Raw genomic sequence first — 20,377 nt, 5'->3', positions numbered from 1 at the left:
CTGCAACAAAAAGCCCCGAAAAGGTTAATTTTCTTCGGGGCTTCGATTTTCGTAACAATGGGCCTTGTTAACTTATCTGCAAATACGTTCAGTCGCGCTCAACACAGAGCGCAACCCCCATGCCGCCGCCGATACACAGGGTCGCCAGACCTTTCTTGGCATCACGGCGCTGCATTTCATAAAGCAGCGTGGTCAGAACACGGGCACCGGAAGCGCCGATAGGATGACCGATAGCGATTGCACCGCCATTCACATTGACAATTGCCGGATCAAGCCCCAGCTCACGGGTCACACAGCAAGCCTGCGCCGCAAAAGCCTCATTGGCTTCAACCAGATCCAGATTTTTCACTGTCCAACCGGCTTTCTCCAGTGCTTTGCGTGAGGCCGGAATTGGTCCTGTGCCCATCACTGCCGGATCAACACCTGCCGTTGCCCAGGAGGTGATGCGTGCCAGTGGTTTGATACCGCGACGCTCTGCTTCCGCTTCACTCATCAGTACGGTTGCTGCGGCACCATCATTAATGCCGGAGGCATTACCGGCAGTGACTGTACCTTCCTTGGCAAAAGCCGGACGCAGTTTCTGCAAAGCTTCAATCGTGGTGCCGTGGCGGATATATTCATCCTCACTCACAACCACCTCACCCTTACGGGTTTTGATGGTGACAGGCACGATCTCATCCTTAAAACGACCTGCGACTTGTGCAGCTTCAGCCTTGTTTTGGGAAGCAAGGGCAAAATTATCCTGATCCTCACGGGTCAGCTGCCAGCGATCAGCAATATTCTCCGCTGTCACGCCCATTGGATAGCCGTGGAAAGCGTCTGTCAGACCATCTTTCATCATGCTATCGATCATGGTCATGTCGCCCATTTTTGTGCCGGAGCGCAGATGTGCGCAATGCGGAGCCATCGACATGGATTCCTGACCGCCGGCAACAATCACCGACGCATCACCATTAGCAATCTGCTGCAAGCCCAGTGCAACAGAGCGCAAGCCGGAGCCGCAAAGCTGGTTCACGGCAAAACCGGTCGTCTCAATCGGGCAACCGGCAGCAATCGCTGCTTGGCGCACCGGATTCTGCCCCTGCCCTGCTGTCAGCACCTGACCGAAAATCACTTCATCAACATCAGCGGCAGCAACACCGGCGCGCTCCAGCGCAGCCTTAATTGCTGTTGCGCCCAGCTCATGGGCAGGCACATTGGCGAAAGCCCCGTTGAATGAACCGACAGGAGTACGCGCAGCGCTGGCAATAACGACTGTTGTTTCTTTGCTCATGACAGATAACTTCCTCACATCCCAATAATGCCTGTTTTCCGCATATACGCAGAACCGGCTTTCCTTCAGTATAACGTCAGTTACAAATGATGCTGGTACTAATTGCGATCAAGGTTTTGAATTTTTCGCATAACCCCGTGCTGCATTACAGGCAGATTGCCGTGCTTTTGCGCAAAATACGCCAGAAACAACTGGTCCTCGCTGCACAGGTGATGCGCTGGCGGAATAGACAGGCAAATTGCAAACAAAAAAAGACCGGCTGAAAAGCCGGTCTTTTTAAAAGCTCCAAGAAAAAGCGAAATTACGCTTCCTTTGGCTCCAGAACCTGACGGCCGCGATACATACCGCTTTTCAGGTCGATATGGTGCGGGCGACGCAGTTCGCCGGAGTTCTTGTCTTCAACATATGTCGGAGCCTTCAGCGCATCAGCCGAACGACGCATGCCGCGCTTCGAAGGGGAAGTTTTTCGTTTAGGTACAGCCATTGATTCTGCTCCAGTGATTAGTCAATCGAATGTCCGGTGCCTTAAAGCAAGGCTGTCACATCGGACATTGTTCCGGAAAGTTTTGCTGCCTATACACGCTCAAACGTCTTTTGACCAGCAGGACTCGCATTTTTTTTATGCAAATCCCGATTTACCGGCTTAAAAACCTGCTCAGAAATGTATTTCAGTCGCTGCCCTATAGCATCATTCCCGGCCAAAGGACAAAAGATTTCTCGCTTTTGCTCAAATTTTGCTGATTTTATTGCACGCAACCGACATAAGCACCGCTGTTTTGGGCTCTGCGCTCAATAATACGGGAAATACGTACCATACCGCGGCTTGGCTTGGATGCATCGCGGAGAATCGGATTCGGAAGTGTAACTGCGAGATAGGCAGCCTGCCGCGCCGTCAATTTGGATGCGGGACGCTTGAAATAATGCTGGGCAGCGGCTTCAACACCATAAATCCCGTCACCCCACTCCACGATATTGAGATAAATCTCCATCATCCTGCGCTTGGAAAGAATCAATGAAGCAGCCTGCGCCAGCGGGAATTCCAGCGCTTTACGTACATAAGAGCGCCCGTTCCAGAGAAAGAGATTTTTCACAGTCTGCATCGGAATCGTCGATGCGCCCCGGCTTGGCTCACCATCACTGCCCAGCACCAGCTTCAGCTGGTTCCAGTCAATGCCATTATGGCTGCAAAACTGCCCGTCCTCGGACATCATCACCGAATTGACCAGCACCGGCGCAATATCCTCCAGCGGCACCCATTGGCGCTCATAACCTTGCAGCGTCACCAGATCCTTGATCATCAAGGTTGATACCGGATGTACAAAAGGCAACTTATAAAGAAAAAGCAGAGCGAAAGGTGCAATTGCCAGCAACAGCAAAAAACGCTTCAGCCAATACCACGGCCGCACGCTCACCGGCTCCGCCACAAAGCTGGCGACGGTTTTCGGAGCTGCGGTTTCATGATGACCGTCCCCTTTATCTCCGTCCTCCTTATACATGACAAATTTTGTCATTGTGCCCGCAGTGTCTCCGTTACTTGCCATATCGTTACTGCATAATTTCGTCCGATTGAAAAGCCGGAGCGGCAAGACATATCAGTTTTCAGGCATTTTTTGTTGGTAAAAAACATTTCGCGGCTTTTCTGCATCACCTGTGATACAGAAATTTCATATTGAGCCGACCGGACAGGAGTTGATTATTACAGGCGAATGGTTCATGCCCTAGACCCATGAAAAACGATCATGACATTTCCGGTTTCGGTCAGCGGCTGGCAATCCATGCCGCATCTGTTGAACAATTACTGATCACGCTGCTGGATGAGCGCTCGCGTGCCGGTGAGGTTATCCGCCCGCCCCGCCTGATGGCTGCTATCCGTCATGGTGCTCTCAATGGCGGCAAACGCCTGCGCCCGTTTCTCGTCACGGAAACCGCACGTCTCTATGATGCTGATCCCCAAGCTGCATTGCGTGTTGCCGCAGCACTGGAATGCATCCATTGCTATTCGCTGGTTCATGATGATCTGCCCGCCATGGACGATGATGATACGCGTCGCGGCCAGCCAACCGTTCATAAAGCCTATGATGAAGCGGCAGCGATTCTCGCCGGTGATGGTCTGCTCACTTATGCTTTTGAAATCATCGCCGATGATGCCACAGAGCTGCCGGTGAAAACCCGTCTTGATCTGGTACTGGCTTTGTCACGTGCCTCCGGTGTCGGCGGCATGGTCGGCGGTCAGGCACTTGACCTGATGGCAGAAACCACCAACCCCGATGAAGCAGACATTATTACTCTGCAAGCAATGAAAACCGGTGCGCTGATCCGCTTTGCCTGTGAGGCCGGTGCGATTATCGGCAATGCCAGCACGGAAGAGCGTGAGCGCCTTGCCGAATTCGGCTCGGCTATTGGTCTAGCTTTCCAGCTTGCGGATGATCTGCTGGATGTCACCGCCGATGCGGCCACTATGGGTAAAGCCACGGGCAAAGATGCTGCCGCAGGCAAAGCCACGCTTGTTTCACTCCACGGCATCGACTGGACAAAGAAACAGCTGGCCGGTCTGGTCGCACAGGCAGAAGACCTGCTGGCACCATTTGGTGAAAAAGCACAGGTTCTGAAAGAAGCTGCGAATTTTATCGCTCTGCGCCAGAACTAAATTCAATAAGAATCGCAAATAAAAAAGCTCTCATATTTCATGAGAGCTTTTTTATTATTCTTATTCTGCGGCTTCCGGCTTTTTCGCGCCGAGCCCGTAACGGTTTTCAATATATTCGGCCACCATTTTCTGGAAGTCTTCAGCGATTGCCGGACCGCGCAATGTCGCGACCTTCTTACCATCTACGAAAACCGGTGCGGATGGTGTCTCACCGGTTCCCGGCAGAGAAATACCGATATCCGCATGTTTGGATTCACCCGGACCGTTCACGATACAGCCCATCACCGCAACAGACAGACCTTCAACACCCGGATATTTCTCACGCCAGATCGGCATGTTAGTGCGGATATCATTCTGAATGGTCTGCGCCAGCTCCTGAAACACTGTTGAAGTAGTGCGGCCGCAACCCGGGCATGCCGCCACAATCGGGATAAACTGACGGAAACCCATCACCTGCAGCAATTCCTGCGAGACCTGCACTTCGCGGGTACGGTCACCATTCGGCTCCGGTGTCAGGGAAATACGGATTGTATCGCCGATGCCCTGCTGCAACAAAATACCCATGGCAGCAGACGAGGCAACAATACCTTTCGTGCCCATACCGGCTTCGGTCAGCCCCAGATGCAGCGCATGATCGCAGCGCTTGGCAAGCTCCGCATAGACGGCAATCAGATCCTGTACCTGACTGACTTTGGCGGAAAGAATGATCTTATCGCGTGGCAGACCGATCTCTTCGGCCAGATCAGCGGAGATCAGTGCAGACTGGATAATTGCCTCGCGCATCACTTCCTGCGCGGTCATTGGTGCACCTGCGGCCTGATTGCGATCCATCAGAGTGGTCAGCAATTCCTGATCCAGCGAACCCCAGTTTACACCGATACGTACCGGCTTGTTATAGCGGATTGCCATTTCAATGATTTCGGCAAACTGCTTGTCTTTTTTATCTTTAAAACCGACATTGCCCGGATTGATACGATATTTCGCCAGCGCTTCTGCACAAGCCGGATGGTCTGACAGCAATTTATGGCCGATATAATGGAAGTCACCGATCAGCGGCACATTGAGGCCGAGGCGCTCAAGGCGCTCACGGATTTTCGGCACGGCGGCAGCAGATTCATCACGGTCGACCGTAATACGCACCAGTTCGGAACCCGCATGATGCAGCGCTGCAACCTGTGCAACGGTGCCGTCAATATCTGCCGTATCCGTATTGGTCATGGATTGCACAACCACCGGCGCATCACCCCCAACAATCACGCCGCCGACATTGACCCCGACAGATGTGCGGCGGGCAAAGGGATGAGCATAATAGTGCAGATTATCAGAAGCCATAATTATACAATCTTAAAGTGGGCAATCTTACAGTGATACAGAAACTTTTCGGTTCGATGCTGTTTCATAACCGTGACGGAACAGCTTTTGAACCGCAATTGTGACAGTCTTACAGCAGGTCGTTCAAAACTTCTATTCTCTTTTCTGATCTGCGGCACTTGCGAGTGATGAAAGCATAAACACCACCACCAGCATCAGCGCCAGCACCATATAGACAGGGCCGAAACCAACATGCCCGCCGATATAACCGATCAGCGATGGTGCAACCAGAATGCCTGAATAGCCCATCAATGTGACAAGACTTAACGCGGTGCCTGCATGGATACCGCTCTGATTGCCCGCCGCTGAAAAAATGATTGGCACAATATTGGCCACACCAAGTCCGGCAACGGCAAACGCCAGAATTGCTATCCACGCATGTGGTGCAAAACCGCTGACAAACAAGCCCAGTGCGGCAATAATGATCGACACACGGAATGTCCGTACAGCGCCGAAGCGGTTGCGCACGCCGTCGCCAAGAAAACGAACCAGCGCCATCGTTGCGGAAAACGCCGCATAGCCATAACCGGCTGTGGTCAGATCCGCTGAAAAAGCCTGCTGAATATAAACCGCCGCCCAGTCCAGCACCGCACCTTCCGGCACCATTGCAAACAGCGCCATCATACCGATCAGATAGATCACCGGCTGATTGGGCAGGCGGAAGCGGATTTTCTCGCTGCTCTGCGGCTGACGGTCAATCACCATCTTAGGCAGAGCAATCAGCATGATAATACCGGCAATGACACTCACCAGAATCGCATGACTGAATGCGCCCTGATAGTGCAGATAAAAACTGCCAAGTGCACTGCCTGCAAAACCGCCAAGGCTCCAGAAGCCATGAGAGGATGACATCAGCGCGCGGCCGAGCGTTTTCTCCACCGCAACGGCATTGGCATTCATCGCCACATCCATGCCGCCGAAAACCGCTCCCAACATAAACAGCACCGGAACTGCCAGATAAAGATTATTGGTAAGAGCAACAACAATCAGCCAGAACGCCACGCCGACGGCAAAGCTTTTGGTCACGCGATCCGAACCATAGCGCGCCAATAACGGGCCGCACAGCCCCATCGCCGCCAAAGCGCCAAGGCCGAAAACCAGAATGAGCAAGCCGAAGACACCTTCAGAAACACCCAACCGGCTCATCATCAACGGAATGTGCAAAGCCCAGCTGCCGGTTACAAATCCGTTGGAGAAAAATGCACCCGCCACTGCCCAGCGGTAATAACGCGCACCACTGTCTGCGACAGCAGGCTGCACTGTACTGATCCCTGCATCTCCGCTCACAAAACCGCTCCATCAGGTTCAGACATGAGTTCAGGCAAATATGCCCTGCTTTTCTGAGCATTTCACACGCATCAGAAATCAGCGCAAGTGTACAGCTGTCGCGTCACAGGATTTTTACAACAAAACAGGCGGCACAATGGCCGCCTGTTTCAAGGATGAAAGCTCAAACCTGCTATTTCATACCCAGCATATGCGGCAGCCAAAGCGTGATCTGCGGCACATAGGTAATCAGCCCCAGGAACACCAGCGTCGTAATAATCCATGGCAGGGTCGAGATCGTGACTGCCGTCAGCCCCATTTTCGAGATGGATGAGGCTACATAGAGATTGAGCCCCACCGGCGGTGTACACAGCCCGATCTCCATATTAACGATCATCATCACACCGAAATGCACCGGATCAACACCGAGTTTCACCGCAATCGGATAGAGGATCGGCGCCATAATCAGAACCACAGCCGATGGTTCCATCACCATACCGATCAGCAGCAGAATGATATTCACCATCAGCAGGAAGCCGATAACACCGAAGCCCTGCTCAACAATCCATGCACTCATCTGCTGCGGAATTTGTTCCGAAGTCAGAATGAAGGCGAACATCACCGCATTGGTGATAATATAGAGCAGCATGGCGCTCATCGCAGCCGATGACAGCAGCACGCGCGGCACTTCACGCAGCTTGATATCTTTATAAACAAAGACCGCAATCACGAAAGCATAGACCGCAGAAACGGCTGCCGCTTCGGTCGGCGTGAAGATACCGCCGTAAATCCCGCCCATAATGATGACAATCAGCATCAATCCCCAGACGGATTCACGGAATGCCTGCCAACGCTCTCCCCATGCAGCACGCTGCATCCGCGGATAACCGTTTTTCCATGCGCGCCAGATGGTTGTGCCACCCAGCATCGTTGCCAGCATCAGACCCGGCACCACACCGGCCATAAACAGCGTACCGATCGAGGCCGACATTACCGGCGCACCGTCCGGTCCTGTCACCACCATGCCGGAGGTTGCCACCGCATACATGACCATCACAATCGACGGCGGAATGAGAATACCAAGCCCGCCAGAAGTTGCGATAACACCGGTACCGAATTGCGGCGGATAGCCCTGCTTGACCATGGCTGGTATCAGGATTGAGCCCACAGCCATAACCGTTGCCGGTGAGGAACCGGAAATCGCCGCAAACAGCGAACAGGCAGCCACAGCGGCCAGCCCCATACCACCATACCAATGGCCAACCATGGAGGTCGCAAACCGGATCATCCGCTTGGCCACCCCGCCATGGGTGAGGAAGTTACCGGCAAGAATAAAAAACGGGATCGCCATGATCTCGAATTTTTCAATACCGGTGAACAACTTCAGCGCGATTGAATCCATCGGGATGGAGGTGAAGGAAAACAGAAAGGTAAAAACTGTCAGACCCAGCGCGATAGAAACCGGCATACCGGTGACCAGCAGCAGCGCAAGAATTAAAAAGATGATCAGAGCGGTCATCGGAATTCCTCCGCTTCTTCCATACCATCCACATGACCGTGATCATGGTGAACGATTGTACCGGTTGTCAGATAGAGCCACATTGCCTGTACAAAGCGGAAGCACATCAGCGCCGAACCAAGCGGAACCGCCAGATAGACAATCCACATCGGCATTTCGAGATCAGCGGAAATCTGGCCGGTTTTGGAAATATGCCAGACGAAATCCGCACCGATCCACGCAACAATTGCCGTGAATAAAATACAGGCCAGAAAGGCGATGATAATCATCAGGCGCTGATTTCTCGGTGACATGCGTTCAACCAGTACATCCACGCCGACATGGATGCCGATGCGCACCCCGTAAGCAGCACCGAATTTCGCCATCCAGACAAACAGATAGATACAGGCTTCCTGCGCCCAGGTCAGATTAATGGATGCCAGCCAGCGATAAAAACTGCGGGCATAGGCCTGCAGCTCAGGATAATTATTAGCGCGCGCCCATGACAAAAAATCTGCGGCAACGCCGATAGAATAACGGTGAGCAACCGCCACAAAGATCAGCACAACGGCTGATGCAATCAGAAAAGACAGCAATATTTCTTCGAAGCGGTCGAGGATACGCAACACCATGGGATGCTCCTCAGATGAGACAGCACCGTTTCATGGTGCTTTTGTTAGTCAAAATTTGCGCACAAAATATCCGTCGCAATGGCAGGCAATGCGCGCAACAGTGAAGAAAAAGATAAAGCGGAATATGTGCCTGCCCTGAGCACCAACATCAGGGCAGGCAAACCCGCTGCAACAAAGGGGGACTTTGCAGCGGAGTCCTAAGGGGATTAGTCTTTCATTCCGACGGCTTCATAAACCTGTTTGATCAGGTCTGCGCCCACACGGTCAGCCATTTCCGTATGAACAGGTTTGAGTGCCTCAACCCATTCTGCACGTTCTTCCGGTGTCAGATCGTAGAATGTTGTTGTCCCTGCCGCCTTCATCGCAGCCAGTGAATCGTCATTTTCTTTCTGGGCAATTTCGTTGGCATAAGCGGTTGATTCCGTCATCGCTTTATCAAGCTGCCCACGCACATCTTCCGGCAGACCTTCCCAGAAGGCTTTATTGACGATCACCGCATAGCCCAGATAGCCATGGTTCGAGACCGTGGCATGTTTCTGCACTTCATGCATTTTCTGGGTATACATATTGGACGGCGGATTTTCTGTACCGTCCACAACGCCGGTCTGCAAAGCCTGATACACTTCCGAGAAAGCCAGAACCTGCGGCACAGCACCCAATGCTTTCATCTGCGCTTCCAGAATTTTGGAGGACTGAATACGCATTTTCAGACCGAGAAAATCATCCGGCACATGCATGGCACTGTTTGCCGACATTACTTTGAAGCCGTTATCCCAATAGGCAAGACCGATAATTCCTTTGGCATCCAGCTTATCCAGCAGCGCACGGCCAACGGGGCCATCAGTGATTTTGCGCAGATCATTATAGTCTTTCATAATGAACGGCAGATCGAACACTTCAAATTCACGCACGCCGAGCGGGCCGAATTTTGCCAGTGACGGTGCCAGCATCTGCACTGCACCAAGCTGCAAGGCTTCCAGCTCTTCTTTATCCTTGTAAAGCTGCGAGTTCGGATAGACCTCGACCTTCACTTTGCCTTCGGTATAAGATTCAGCAAGTTCCTTGAACTTCTCAGCGGCTTTGCCTTTTGGTGTATCCGGTGCCACAACATGGCTGAATTTAATGGTAATTGCCTGCGCAAGCGCAGTTGTACTCACTCCAAAAGCGAGAATTGCAGCAAGACCGGCAGTTGTCAGAAATTTCATTGAGCGGCCCTCCCAAGCCTGCATAAACTCCCCCACGGAGTAAAAATCCAGATAAAATCCTAAAAGGAGTGGATCCGTAATTCTATTGTGGAAACCCACAGTATTTCTATTGTGGTTTACCACAGGCATAAATGCATGAAACTGGTTATGCTTATAAATATCATTCAGGATACTCAAACGATCATATGAGATTTCAACGCACAGTAAAAAATCCGCAAGACAGCAACAAAAGCCGGCCAGGCTTTCGCATAGCTGTACGCGACTATACGTTGATTATTCCCCTGCTCGCGATACTGCTGATTGTGACCCTGATCGTTGCGCTGATCTGGATGACCTCGCGTGACAACCGGTCTGAAACTGAGAAGAAACTGACAACCGACGCTTTATGGGTTGAGCAATATCTGCGCTTTCAGTTACAGACTTTTGAAACCGAATTGCGCGATCTCGGCGTCGATATTGAACGCGATGCACAGCAGACAGATAATCTGCGAACCAAAGCCCAGCATCTGATCGCAATCCACCCCGAGCTGATTGATATCAGCTGGTTTTCACCGGACGGCAATCTGCTGGAAAGTGCTCCTCCGGGGCTTAATGTTATCGCCGATTATAAACCGTCACTGGCGGAGCACAGCCGGTTATTCGGTAAACCGGTTTACTCACCACCGCGCCATACCAGTGAAGGCTGGGTCGTTGATATGGTGGCACCGGTCTATAATAATAATCGCTCTGCCGGTACGCTCTGGGTTATCATCTCACTGGACAGGTTGCTGTCGCGCAATGTGCCCTGGTGGGTTGCCGGAAAATATCAGGTGTCGCTCACGGATTCCGGCGGTGATCCGCTGATTTCCAAATCGAGCATTATGCCGACCAATGATCAGGCGCGGCATACGATCTCGTTCGATCCGCCGCTGACCGGCACCTATATCACTGTCACACCCTATCAGAGCCAACCGGCCATCGGCCCGATTGTCATTTCCGCCGCCATTATCGGCCTGACCATTCTGGTTATTATCAATCTCTGGATGGCCTATCGCCAGAACCGGCGCAGAGCCGCAGCAGAACACGCCCTGCGCACTGAATATGCTTTCCGGCAGGCGATGGAAAATTCCCTCACCATTGGCATGCGCGCCCGCGACCGCGACGGACGGATCATCTATGTGAATCCGGAATTCTGCCGCATGGTTGGTTATGAGGAAAAACAGCTGATTGGCATGATACCGCCGCATCCTTACTGGGCACCGGAAATCATGTCTGAAGGTCTTCAGCGCCAGAATGATATGCGCAGTACCGGTATTGCACCGCGTGAGTTTGAAACACGTTTCATTCGCCCTGACGGCAAGTTGATTGATATTCAGGTTTATGAAGCACCACTGATTGATGCGGATGGCACTCATATCGGCTGGATGGGCTCTCTCGTTGATGTGACCGAGCGTAAGAAGCTGGAAGAAGCCCGCCAGACGGAAGCTGAAAAGCTCCAGCATAATGCCCGTCTGATTACCATGGGGGAAATGGCCTCCACGCTGGCACATGAACTGAACCAGCCTCTGGCCGCCATTACCAGCTATGCAACCGGCAGTCTCAATCTGCTGCATTCAGGAACAGTGCAGCCCGTTGATCTGGCCGGCGCCTTGCAAAAACTCTCCGATCAGGCACAGCGAGCCGGCACGATTGTCCACCGTGTGCATGATTTTGTGCGCAAACGCTCCGTGACACAGGAGCAGCATGATTTATGCAAAATCCTGCAGGATGCAGCCAGCTTTGTCAGCAGCGATATTATCAAAGGCGGCGGGCGTATTGATATGAAACTGCCGGATACACCAGTGCCGGTACGTGCCGATGCCGTGCTGATCCAGCAGGTTTTGCTGAACCTGATCCGCAATGCCCGCGAGGCAGCGGCAGGCCTGCCGCGCAACCGGCAGGTCTTGCATATTGTGCTTGAAGCCGGTCACAATGAAGCCCTCATCACGATTACCGATCACGGGCACGGCATTCCGGAAGGCATGGAGAATGAGATTTTCACGCCCTTTATTTCCTCAAAATCGGAAGGCATGGGGATGGGATTACCGATCTGCCGTTCCATTCTCGAATCCCATAAAGGTCGCCTATGGCTACGGGCAACACCTGACAGGCAAGGTGCCAGCTTCTGCCTTTCTTTACCGCTGAGCACACAGGAAATAACACTATGACCGTCCATATTGTTGATGATGATGAAGCCATTCGCGACAGCCTGTCATGGCTGTTTCGTTCCCGTGGCGTGGGCGTTGTCACATGGCCGTCCGGCGAGGCTTTTCTGCAAAACTGGTCGCCTGACCTTCAGGGCTGTATTTTGCTGGATATGCGTATGGAGGGTATGTCCGGTCTTGAGGTTTTTGACAAGCTCATCAAGCTTCATGCCCGTCAGCCGGTGATTTTCCTGACCGGACATGGTGATATTCCGCTGGCTGTGGAATGTCTGAAACAGGGTGCGGCGGATTTTCTCGAAAAACCGTTCAACGACAATAATCTGGTCGACAGGGTTCTGGCCGCCTTGAATAAAGCAAAAGAGCGCGCCAGCACGGACCGACAGCGCGACGAATTGCGGCGCAAACGCGCCCAACTCTCACCACGTGAAAACGAAGTTTTGTCGATGATTTTAGAAGGTCTACTCAACAAGCAGATTGCCGACAGGCTGGATATCACCGTGCGCACTGTTGAGGTGCATCGCGCCCATATTATGGAAAAAATGGATGCCCGCAATGCCGTGGAACTGGCGCGGTTAATCAGTTTCAGCGAACAGGGCTAACCGGCAGCGTGGCGCTGTAAAACACTGCCGGTTCTCCTCGTCGGAGCATTATTTATCAGAACGCTCTGTTAGGTCAGCGGAGTATTAATCATAATGGTACATTCCGGAACATCATCCCAGACTTCGCATTGTGTGCTCATATTCACTGAAAGCGTGCGGGCACCAAATAGGCTATATGAATAATTTAACTTCTTCAGTTCGGAGTTTTCATTCAGAACCTCAATTCTGACTTTCCCGTTGCCCGACGGATATGTCCTTAAACCGATGAGCGTGTTATTCGCCCCGCTGCCGGAAAAATCATCTATCAACTGATCATCTACGTAGACATGAACTGTCTGCGGCCTCTCCGCAAAATTAGCATAAGCAGTGAGCCCAAACTTCGTATCAGGTGGTAATAAAAAGGTATATTGACCATCATCAGCTTTACCGTAATGACAGGAATTACCGCTCAGAATATCATCACTCACGGATACACATGCTTGTATCTTCTGAAATGTTACTCCGCCCCACCATTTTTGAATTATTGCAGGCCCCTTATCAATACTTCCTGCGACGAAGCTATATCTTATATAATTATCATCTTTAAAAATATAAGCGTGAGTAGCATCATTACTTTTCCACGCAAAAAAACTATCAAAATTTTCGGTAAATGATGGATATTTTGATATACCATTTATGGAATTTGCTATTGATTGCTTTAAAATCGTACCATCTTCAATATTATACGATATGCAATCAGATCCTTTAAAGAATAATACTGTTTTTATAAGAGTCCTGTCATGAATATCAGGCCATTCTGTTGCAGCATCAATACCATTCTCCGCACCTGTACCAATCAAACCAGGCCAACCCTCAGAAATTTCAGCAGGTCCTTCAACAATTATTTTTTCAATTATATCAAATTTCAAATACTTGCTTCCTTTGAAAAAATACAAGTACCCGTTAACATTGATCACATCATCTATATTATTTTGAAATTCAGGAGGGAGACTCCACCAGTTATATTCTATGGGCTTTGGATACCCTGTATTCGCACGATCGATAGTATCATTATAAACTATATTATCATCACTATTAAATAAAAAAGATACTGTATTCATGATAAAAATCCCAAATAAAAACAATAAATATGTAGCAACAAAATAAAAATAAGTAAATATTTTTCTCTTATATAAAAATAATCAAAATACAAATAAAAAAATAAAACGGCAGCTATACTTTAAACTTAACCGCCGTTCTCAATATTTAAATACACTCAAGAATATACGATCAACAGATCCTTGGCATCAATCTGATCACCGGCGCGTACCAGCACTTCCGCCAGCATACCGTCACGTTCTGCGTGGATTGCGGTCTCCATTTTCATCGCCTCAATGGAAAGCAATACATCTCCGGCTTTCACACTTTGTCCGCTGACAACTGCAACAGTTGAAACAATGCCCGGCATCGGCGAGCCGATATGGGTCTCATTGTTCAGCTCGGCTTTACGGCGGGCACCTTTGGCAGCACCGCGTGTGCGGTCCGGCACTTTGATGCGGCGCGGCTGACCATTCAGCTCAAAGAACACTGTGACCATGCCCTGATCATCAACATCGCCCAAAGCCTGATTGCGGATAACCAGTGTCTTGCCGCGCTCAATCTCGACAAAGACTTCCTGTTCCTGCGCCAATCCGTAAAAATAGACCGGTGTCGGCAGCACGCTTGTCGGCCCGTAAAGGGTCTGTGCACCAGCAAAATCGGTGAAGACTTTCGGATACATCAGATAGGATGCAAATTCCTGATCGCTGATTTTGCGCTCCAGCTTGGTTTCAATCTCTTTGCGCTCTGCTTCCAGATCAGCCGGTTGCAGCAACGCCCCCGGGCGCTCTGTAAACGGCTTTTCGCCCTTCAGCACTTTGGCCTGCAAATCCTTCGGCCAGCCTGCTGGCGGTTGGCCAAGATCGCCGCGCATCATCGAGACCACAGAATCCGGAAAGGCAATATCCTTAGCAGGATTGGTCACATCACCCGTCGTCAGATCCTGACTGACCATCATCAGCGCCATATCGCCGACCACTTTGGAAGACGGCGTGACTTTAACAATATCACCGAACATCAGGTTCACATCGGCATAAGCCTGTGCCACCTCATGCCAGCGGCTCTCCAGTCCCAATGAGCGTGCCTGCTCCTTCAGATTGGTGAATTGTCCGCCCGGCATTTCATGCAGGTAAACTTCCGAGGCAGGGCCTTTCAGATCACTCTCAAAGGCTGCATATTGATTGCGTGCCGCCTCCCAATAAAAGGAAATCCGGCGGATCGAAGCCGGATCAAGCTGCGGATCACGCTCACTGCCTGCGAGTGCTTCAACAATCGAGCCGAGGCATGGCTGTGAGGTATTGCCCGACAATGCATCCATCGCCGCATCAACAACATCCACACCACTCTCCACGGCCGCCAGCACTGTTGCCGCCGCAATACCGGACGTATCATGCGTATGGAAATGGATCGGCAGATCAGTTTCCTGCCGCAAGGCAGTGAAGAGTTTGCGTGCCGATTGCGGCTTCAGCAGCCCCGCCATGTCTTTAATGGCGATGATATGCGCACCGGCCTTCTCAACCTCGCGCGCCAGTTTCAGATAATAATTGAGGTCATATTGCGGACGTGCCGCATTCATCAAATCACTGGTATAGCAGATTGCCGCCTCGCAAAGCTTACCCTCTTCCAGCACGGCATCCATCGACACGCGCATATTCTCAACCCAGTTGAGACTGTCAAAGACGCGGAACAGATCAATGCCGCCGCGTGCTGCTTCACGTACAAATTGCGTCACCACATTATCGGGATAGCTCTTATAGCCCACACCATTGGCACCACGCAGCAGCATCTGCAACAGCAGGTTCGGCGCACCGTCGCGCACCTTGCTCAAGCGCTCCCACGGATCTTCAGTGAGAAAGCGCATTGCCACATCAAAAGTCGCACCGCCCCAGCATTCCAGCGAAAACAGGTTCGGCAGCAGGCGTGCATAGGTTTCGGCAATCTGCGCAATATCATAAGTACGCATACGTGTGGCAAGCAAAGACTGATGCCCGTCACGCATGGTCGTATCGGTCACCAGCACCCGCTTTTGCTCACGCATCCATTGTGCAAATTTCTGCGGCCCCAGTTCTGCCAGTTTTTGACGTGTGCCGCTCTGAATTTCTCCGCCCAGCACATAAGGCACTTTCGGTGCGGCCGCATTCATGTCCGGCAATGCGCGGCCTTTGGTTTCCGGATGACCATTGACCGTCACATCGGCAATATAGGTCAGAAGTTTGGTCGCACGATCCTGTCGTTTCACATGCTCGAACAGCTCCGGCGTCGTATCAATAAACCGCGTAGTATATTCGTTACTGCGAAATTTCGGATGCGTAATAATCGCTTCGAGAAAGGTCAGATTGGTCGATACGCCACGGATACGGAACTCCCGCAAAGCACGATGCATACGCAGGATCACTTCTTCCGGTGTCGATGCCCATGCCGTTACTTTCTCCAGCAACGGGTCATAATAGCGGGTGATGAAAGCACCGGAATAAGCCGTTCCGCCGTCCAGACGAATGCCGAAGCCGGTTGCCCCGCGATAAGCGGTAATCCGTCCGTAATCCGGAATAAAATTCTGCTCCGGATCTTCCGTCGTGATGCGGCATTGCAATGCATGGCCGCGCAGAACAATCTTGCTCTGCTCCGGTACACCGGATTCCTGCGTACCAATGGCCGCGCCTTCCAGAATACGGATTTGCGCTTTAACAATATCAATGCCGGTGACTTCTTCCGTCACCGTATGTTCCACCTGAATACGCGGATTGACCTCGATGAAATAGAACTTACCCGAGGAAACATCCATCAGGAATTCAACAGTCCCTGCCCCGATATAATGGGTGGCGCGGGCGATCTTCAGCGCATAATCGGCCAGTTCCTGACGCTGCGTATCATTGAGATAAGGTGCCGGCGCACGCTCAACCACTTTCTGGTTGCGCCGCTGCACAGAGCAATCCCGCTCAAACAAATGCACGGCATTGCCATGGGTATCACCAAGGATTTGCACTTCCACATGGCGTGCTTTTTCGACGAGCTTTTCGAGATAGACTTCATCCTTACCAAAGGCGGCCTTCGCCTCGCGCTTGGCCTCAGTCACTTCGCGCGCCAGATCTTTAGCCTCGCGAATAGCGCGCATACCGCGCCCGCCACCGCCCCATGAGGCTTTGAGCATCAGCGGATAGCCGATACTGTCGGCAATCTTGCGCACCGCATCCATATCATCCGGTAAAGGATCGCTGGCAGGCACCACCGGTACACCAACTTGCATAGCGAGATTGCGTGCCGCAACTTTATTGCCGAGGCGGCGCATTGTATCGCCTTTAGGGCCAATGAAGATAATGCCGTTCTCAGCGCAGGCATCGGCAAATTCAGGGCTTTCCGACAGCAGACCATAGCCCGGATGAATGGCATCAGCACCGGAGAGCTTGGCAACGCGGATCACTTCCTCAATCGAGAGATAGCTTTCAATCGGCCCCAGATCACGCTGCAGATGCGGGCCACGCCCGACCTGATAACTTTCATCGGCTTTGAAACGATGTAATGCAAGTTTATCTTCCTCTGCCCAGATCGCCACGGTTTTCATGCCTAGCTCATTTGCGGCGCGGAATACGCGAATAGCAATTTCAGAGCGGTTTGCGACAAGAATTTTATGGATAGGCAAAGCAGGTCTCCCTCACTGCAAAACTAGAGCGCCGTGTGCCAGACTTGGCACACAAAAGTCGCTCTAACACTTTAAAATTAGAGCATAATTTCACCTTAAACTGATCCAAGTTTAAGGAATTATGCTCTATTCTGACACATGCCGCTCGTTCCCGTGACCGGCAGAAATTCCGCCTGCATACTGATCGTTTTTTTTGTGAAAGAACAGCAAAAATACGTCTTAAAATAACAATGCCCGACACAAGTGCCGGGCATTACTGCGCTAATTATTCCAAAGTATTAGGCCTCTTTTCGACAAAGAGAATACTATTCTAATTCTGCAATAATTCCCTGATTTCAGGAATTATTTTTTCTGGAAGTAATTATATTTTCCGTCGTCACCTTTGCGCCATTCAAACATGACATAAGGCGAAAGATTCGGATCGCCTTTTTCATCATAGGAGATCTCGCCGAGAACCGTCTTGAACGGGCCTTTTTCCTTCATGGCTGTCGCAACAGTCATAGGGTCATTGGTACCGGCAGCCTTTGCCGCCGCAGCCAGAGACTGTACTGCCGCATAGGAATAGAAAGTATAGGCTTCCGGCTCAAATCCGGCATCGCGGAATTTCTTGATCAGCTCGGCATTGGCCGGATCTTCACGCGGATCAGGGCCGAAAGTGTTCAGCACCCCGGCAACCGCATCACCGGCAATCGAAGCCAGTTCATTGGACACAATACCGTCACCGGAAATGAACTGCGCCTTCAGATCCTGATCACCCATCTGACGGATAATCAGACCGGCTTCCGGATGCAGGCCACCCCAGTAAATCACAGTAATGCCGTCACGCTTCAGTTTGGCGATCAGCGCGGAATAGTCTTTTTCACCGACATTCACGCCTTCATAAACTGTCTCTTTCAGACCCAGCTCATTCATCGCGTTTTTGGTAGCGTCTGCAAGTCCCTGACCATAAGGGGTTTTGTCATGAACAATGGCGATTTTACCGTCTTTGAAATTATCGACGATATATTTGGCGGCAGCGACACCCTGATTGTCATCGCGGCGGCAGGTACGGAATGTATTCCAGAGACCACGGTCAGTATAAACCGGATTGGTCGTGCCCGGTGCAATCGCAAGAATACCGTTTTCAGCATAAACTTCCGAAGCCGGAATACTCACGCCCGAATTAAAGTGACCGATGACAAATTGCACACCATCGGCAGCAAATTTATTGGCAACGGACATGCCCTGCTTGGGATCAGAAACATCATCGCCATAAACAAGAACGATCTTTTCGCCGTTCAGACCGCCTTCTGCATTCACAACTTCAACAGCTGCTTCCACACCGTTTTTAATCTGTGCGCCATATGCGGCACCACCGCCCGTCAGAGGTGCACCAACACCGACCAGAATATCGGCCCATGATGAACCGCTAAAGGCCAGCATTGCAGACAGTGCAACACCGCAGAACAGAGACTTCTTCATATTTCCTACTCCCGTGAATATGCTCAAAAACTGACAAAAAGCAGATTTTGAGGTCGCCGGAACACCGGCATTTTTCTGTCGGAATGAGACATCCGGCAGAATTTCTTTCAACAGTTCGCCCCTATGAAAACCGCTTTCACACGGAACTGTTCTGAAACAAAAACTGTCTCTGCTGTCTGCAATACAGCATTCAATCAAACGGGGCCGGACTAAGCCGGCCCCGCTGGTTTTAAAAGACAGGTTTACTGCTGAATGTAAGTGAACTTACCGTCAGCGCCTTTTTCCCACTTATACATCACATAGCCCGGCAGCTTCGGATCACCTTTCTCATCGAAAGAAATATCTCCGAGCACAGTCTTGAATGTGCCGGACTTCAGTGCTTTCGCAACTGTTTCCGGATCATTGCTGCCTGCAGCTTTCGCTGCACCGGCCAGCGACTGCATCGCGGCATAGGAGTAAAGTGTGTAAGCTTCAGGCTCGAAACCGGCATCGCGGAATTTCTTTACCAGATCAGCATTGGCCGGATTGTTGCGCGGATCAGGACCGAAAGTATTCAGAGTTCCTTCAACGGCATTACCGGCAATGGAAGCCAGCTCATTGGAGACGATACCGTCACCGGAAATGAACTGCGCTTTCAGACCCTGATCGCCGAGCTGACGGATAATCAGACCAGCTTCCGCGTGCATGCCGCCCCAATAAATAACGGTAATGCCTTCCTGCTTCATTTTTGCGATCAGTGCCGAGAAGTCCTTCTCGCCAATATTCACACCTTCATACAGGGTTTCTTTCATACCTGCTGCATTGAGTGCTTTCTTGGTTTCATCAGCCAGCCCCTGACCGTAAGGGGTCTTGTCGTGAACAACAGCCACTTTGGCGTCTTTGAACTTTTCAGCAATATACTGACCTGCAACAATACCCTGCTGGTCATCGCGACCGCAGGTACGGAATGTGTTCCACATACCGCGATCGGTATAAACAGGGTTTGTTGCACCTGGTGAAATCTCCAGAATGCCGTTTTCCTGATACACTTCCGAAGCCGGAATTGTTACGCCGGAGTTAAAGTGTCCGATAACGAATTTAACACCGTCAGCGGCAAACTTGTTGGCAACCGAAATGCCCTGCTTCGGATCGGAAACGTCATCACCAAGAGTAAAAACGATTTTCTCTCCGTTCAGGCCGCCTTCAGCATTGATGACTTCTGCTGCAGCTTCGGCTCCTTTTTGAATCTGGAGACCATAAACCGCGTTCGGTCCGGTCAGCGGTGCGCCAATACCCACCAGAACATCCGCAAAAGCCGAGCCGCTGAAAGCCACGAGAGCCGACACTGCTACGCTGTAGAATAAAGATTTTTTCATATTAACTGCTCCCATTACAATGATTATGCCGGAAACCGTCTGCCGCAGATCAGTTTCCTTGTTTTATTAAATACGGAGATCAAAGTTTTGCGGTGCAATACCGATGATCGGCCGGTCATTTTTATTACAATCATTAAGCAGAAACCGGTTTCCCGGGCAGTTCATACCGGAGT

15 protein-coding genes are annotated in these 20,377 nt (G+C 51.2%); 3 read left to right on the top strand and 12 right to left on the bottom strand.

Annotated features, from left to right (window positions below):
- Positions 1-88: 88 nt before the first annotated feature.
- The 3 genes from HBA93_RS11885 to mtgA all read right to left on the bottom strand — a co-directional run bounded on the left by HBA93_RS11885 (position 89) and on the right by mtgA (position 2,784).
- Positions 89-1,273 (bottom strand): acetyl-CoA C-acetyltransferase, encoded by a 1,185-nt coding sequence (locus HBA93_RS11885; protein ID WP_221723403.1) that lies wholly within the window; start codon positions 1,271-1,273, stop codon positions 89-91.
- Positions 1,274-1,574: 301 nt separating this feature from the next.
- Complete coding sequence (gene rpmF / locus HBA93_RS11880) at positions 1,575-1,757, bottom strand: 50S ribosomal protein L32 (protein WP_022709922.1); 183 nt, start codon at positions 1,755-1,757, stop codon at positions 1,575-1,577.
- Between the two features lie 259 nt (positions 1,758-2,016).
- Positions 2,017-2,784 carry a monofunctional biosynthetic peptidoglycan transglycosylase gene (gene mtgA / locus HBA93_RS11875; RefSeq protein WP_122092637.1) on the bottom strand — a complete coding sequence of 256 codons (768 nt, stop codon included), beginning with the start codon at positions 2,782-2,784 and terminating at the stop codon, positions 2,017-2,019.
- A gap of 215 nt (positions 2,785-2,999) precedes the next feature.
- Here mtgA and HBA93_RS11870 point away from each other — a divergent pair, with 215 nt between their 5' ends.
- Positions 3,000-3,920: a polyprenyl synthetase family protein gene (locus tag HBA93_RS11870; RefSeq protein ID WP_221723402.1), complete on the top strand. Its 921-nt coding sequence runs from the start codon at positions 3,000-3,002 to the stop codon at positions 3,918-3,920.
- Positions 3,921-3,980: 60 nt separating this feature from the next.
- Here HBA93_RS11870 and ispG read toward each other — a convergent pair whose 3' ends face one another.
- The 5 genes from ispG to HBA93_RS11845 form a co-directional block, all read right to left on the bottom strand.
- Positions 3,981-5,252: a flavodoxin-dependent (E)-4-hydroxy-3-methylbut-2-enyl-diphosphate synthase gene (gene ispG / locus HBA93_RS11865; RefSeq protein WP_221723401.1), complete on the bottom strand. Its 1,272-nt coding sequence runs from the start codon at positions 5,250-5,252 to the stop codon at positions 3,981-3,983.
- A 132-nt stretch (positions 5,253-5,384) separates the two neighbouring features.
- The gene (locus HBA93_RS11860) at positions 5,385-6,578 is read right to left on the bottom strand and encodes an MFS transporter (protein WP_353619351.1); all 1,194 of its coding nucleotides are present in this window, start codon (positions 6,576-6,578) and stop codon (positions 5,385-5,387) included.
- 172 nt (positions 6,579-6,750) lie between these two features.
- Positions 6,751-8,076 carry a TRAP transporter large permease gene (locus HBA93_RS11855; protein ID WP_122011010.1) on the bottom strand — a complete coding sequence of 442 codons (1,326 nt, stop codon included), beginning with the start codon at positions 8,074-8,076 and terminating at the stop codon, positions 6,751-6,753.
- On the bottom strand, positions 8,073-8,687 hold the full coding sequence (locus HBA93_RS11850) for a TRAP transporter small permease (RefSeq protein ID WP_113945284.1): 615 nt from the start codon (positions 8,685-8,687) through the stop codon (positions 8,073-8,075). Before HBA93_RS11850 ends, HBA93_RS11855 begins: the two co-directional genes overlap by 4 nt.
- 206 nt (positions 8,688-8,893) lie before the next feature.
- Positions 8,894-9,892, bottom strand: a complete 999-nt coding sequence (locus HBA93_RS11845; protein ID WP_121994221.1) for a TRAP transporter substrate-binding protein — start codon at positions 9,890-9,892, stop codon at positions 8,894-8,896.
- A 185-nt stretch (positions 9,893-10,077) separates the two neighbouring features.
- On the opposite strand from HBA93_RS11845, the gene HBA93_RS11840 reads away from it, so the two are divergent.
- Both HBA93_RS11840 and HBA93_RS11835 read left to right on the top strand, forming a co-directional pair.
- Positions 10,078-12,078 (top strand): sensor histidine kinase, encoded by a 2,001-nt coding sequence (locus tag HBA93_RS11840; RefSeq protein WP_221723400.1) that lies wholly within the window; start codon positions 10,078-10,080, stop codon positions 12,076-12,078.
- A complete protein-coding gene (locus HBA93_RS11835) occupies positions 12,075-12,674 on the top strand; it encodes a response regulator transcription factor (RefSeq protein WP_121994136.1) in 600 nt (199 codons plus the stop codon). Before HBA93_RS11840 ends, HBA93_RS11835 begins: the two co-directional genes overlap by 4 nt.
- Before the next feature lie 68 nt (positions 12,675-12,742).
- On the opposite strand, the gene HBA93_RS11830 is transcribed toward HBA93_RS11835, so the two are convergent.
- The 4 genes from HBA93_RS11830 to HBA93_RS11815 all read right to left on the bottom strand — a co-directional run bounded on the left by HBA93_RS11830 (position 12,743) and on the right by HBA93_RS11815 (position 20,204).
- Positions 12,743-13,774, bottom strand: coding sequence for a fucose-binding lectin II (locus HBA93_RS11830; RefSeq protein WP_221723399.1), 1,032 nt, complete (start codon positions 13,772-13,774; stop codon positions 12,743-12,745).
- A gap of 155 nt (positions 13,775-13,929) precedes the next feature.
- On the bottom strand, positions 13,930-17,388 hold the full coding sequence (gene pyc, locus HBA93_RS11825) for a pyruvate carboxylase (RefSeq protein WP_221723398.1): 3,459 nt from the start codon (positions 17,386-17,388) through the stop codon (positions 13,930-13,932).
- A gap of 342 nt (positions 17,389-17,730) precedes the next feature.
- A complete protein-coding gene (locus HBA93_RS11820; protein ID WP_221723397.1) occupies positions 17,731-18,849 on the bottom strand; it encodes a branched-chain amino acid ABC transporter substrate-binding protein in 1,119 nt (372 codons plus the stop codon).
- 242 nt (positions 18,850-19,091) lie between these two features.
- On the bottom strand, positions 19,092-20,204 hold the full coding sequence (locus HBA93_RS11815; protein ID WP_028233388.1) for a branched-chain amino acid ABC transporter substrate-binding protein: 1,113 nt from the start codon (positions 20,202-20,204) through the stop codon (positions 19,092-19,094).
- Between the last annotated feature and the right edge of the window lie 173 nt (positions 20,205-20,377).

This window comes from Ochrobactrum sp. SFR4 (genome assembly GCF_019730395.1).
In the GTDB taxonomy this organism is placed as follows: Bacteria; Pseudomonadota; Alphaproteobacteria; order Rhizobiales; family Rhizobiaceae; genus Pseudochrobactrum.
Note: the sequence above shows the minus strand (reverse complement) of the source record. Positions and strands in the feature narration are given on the sequence as shown.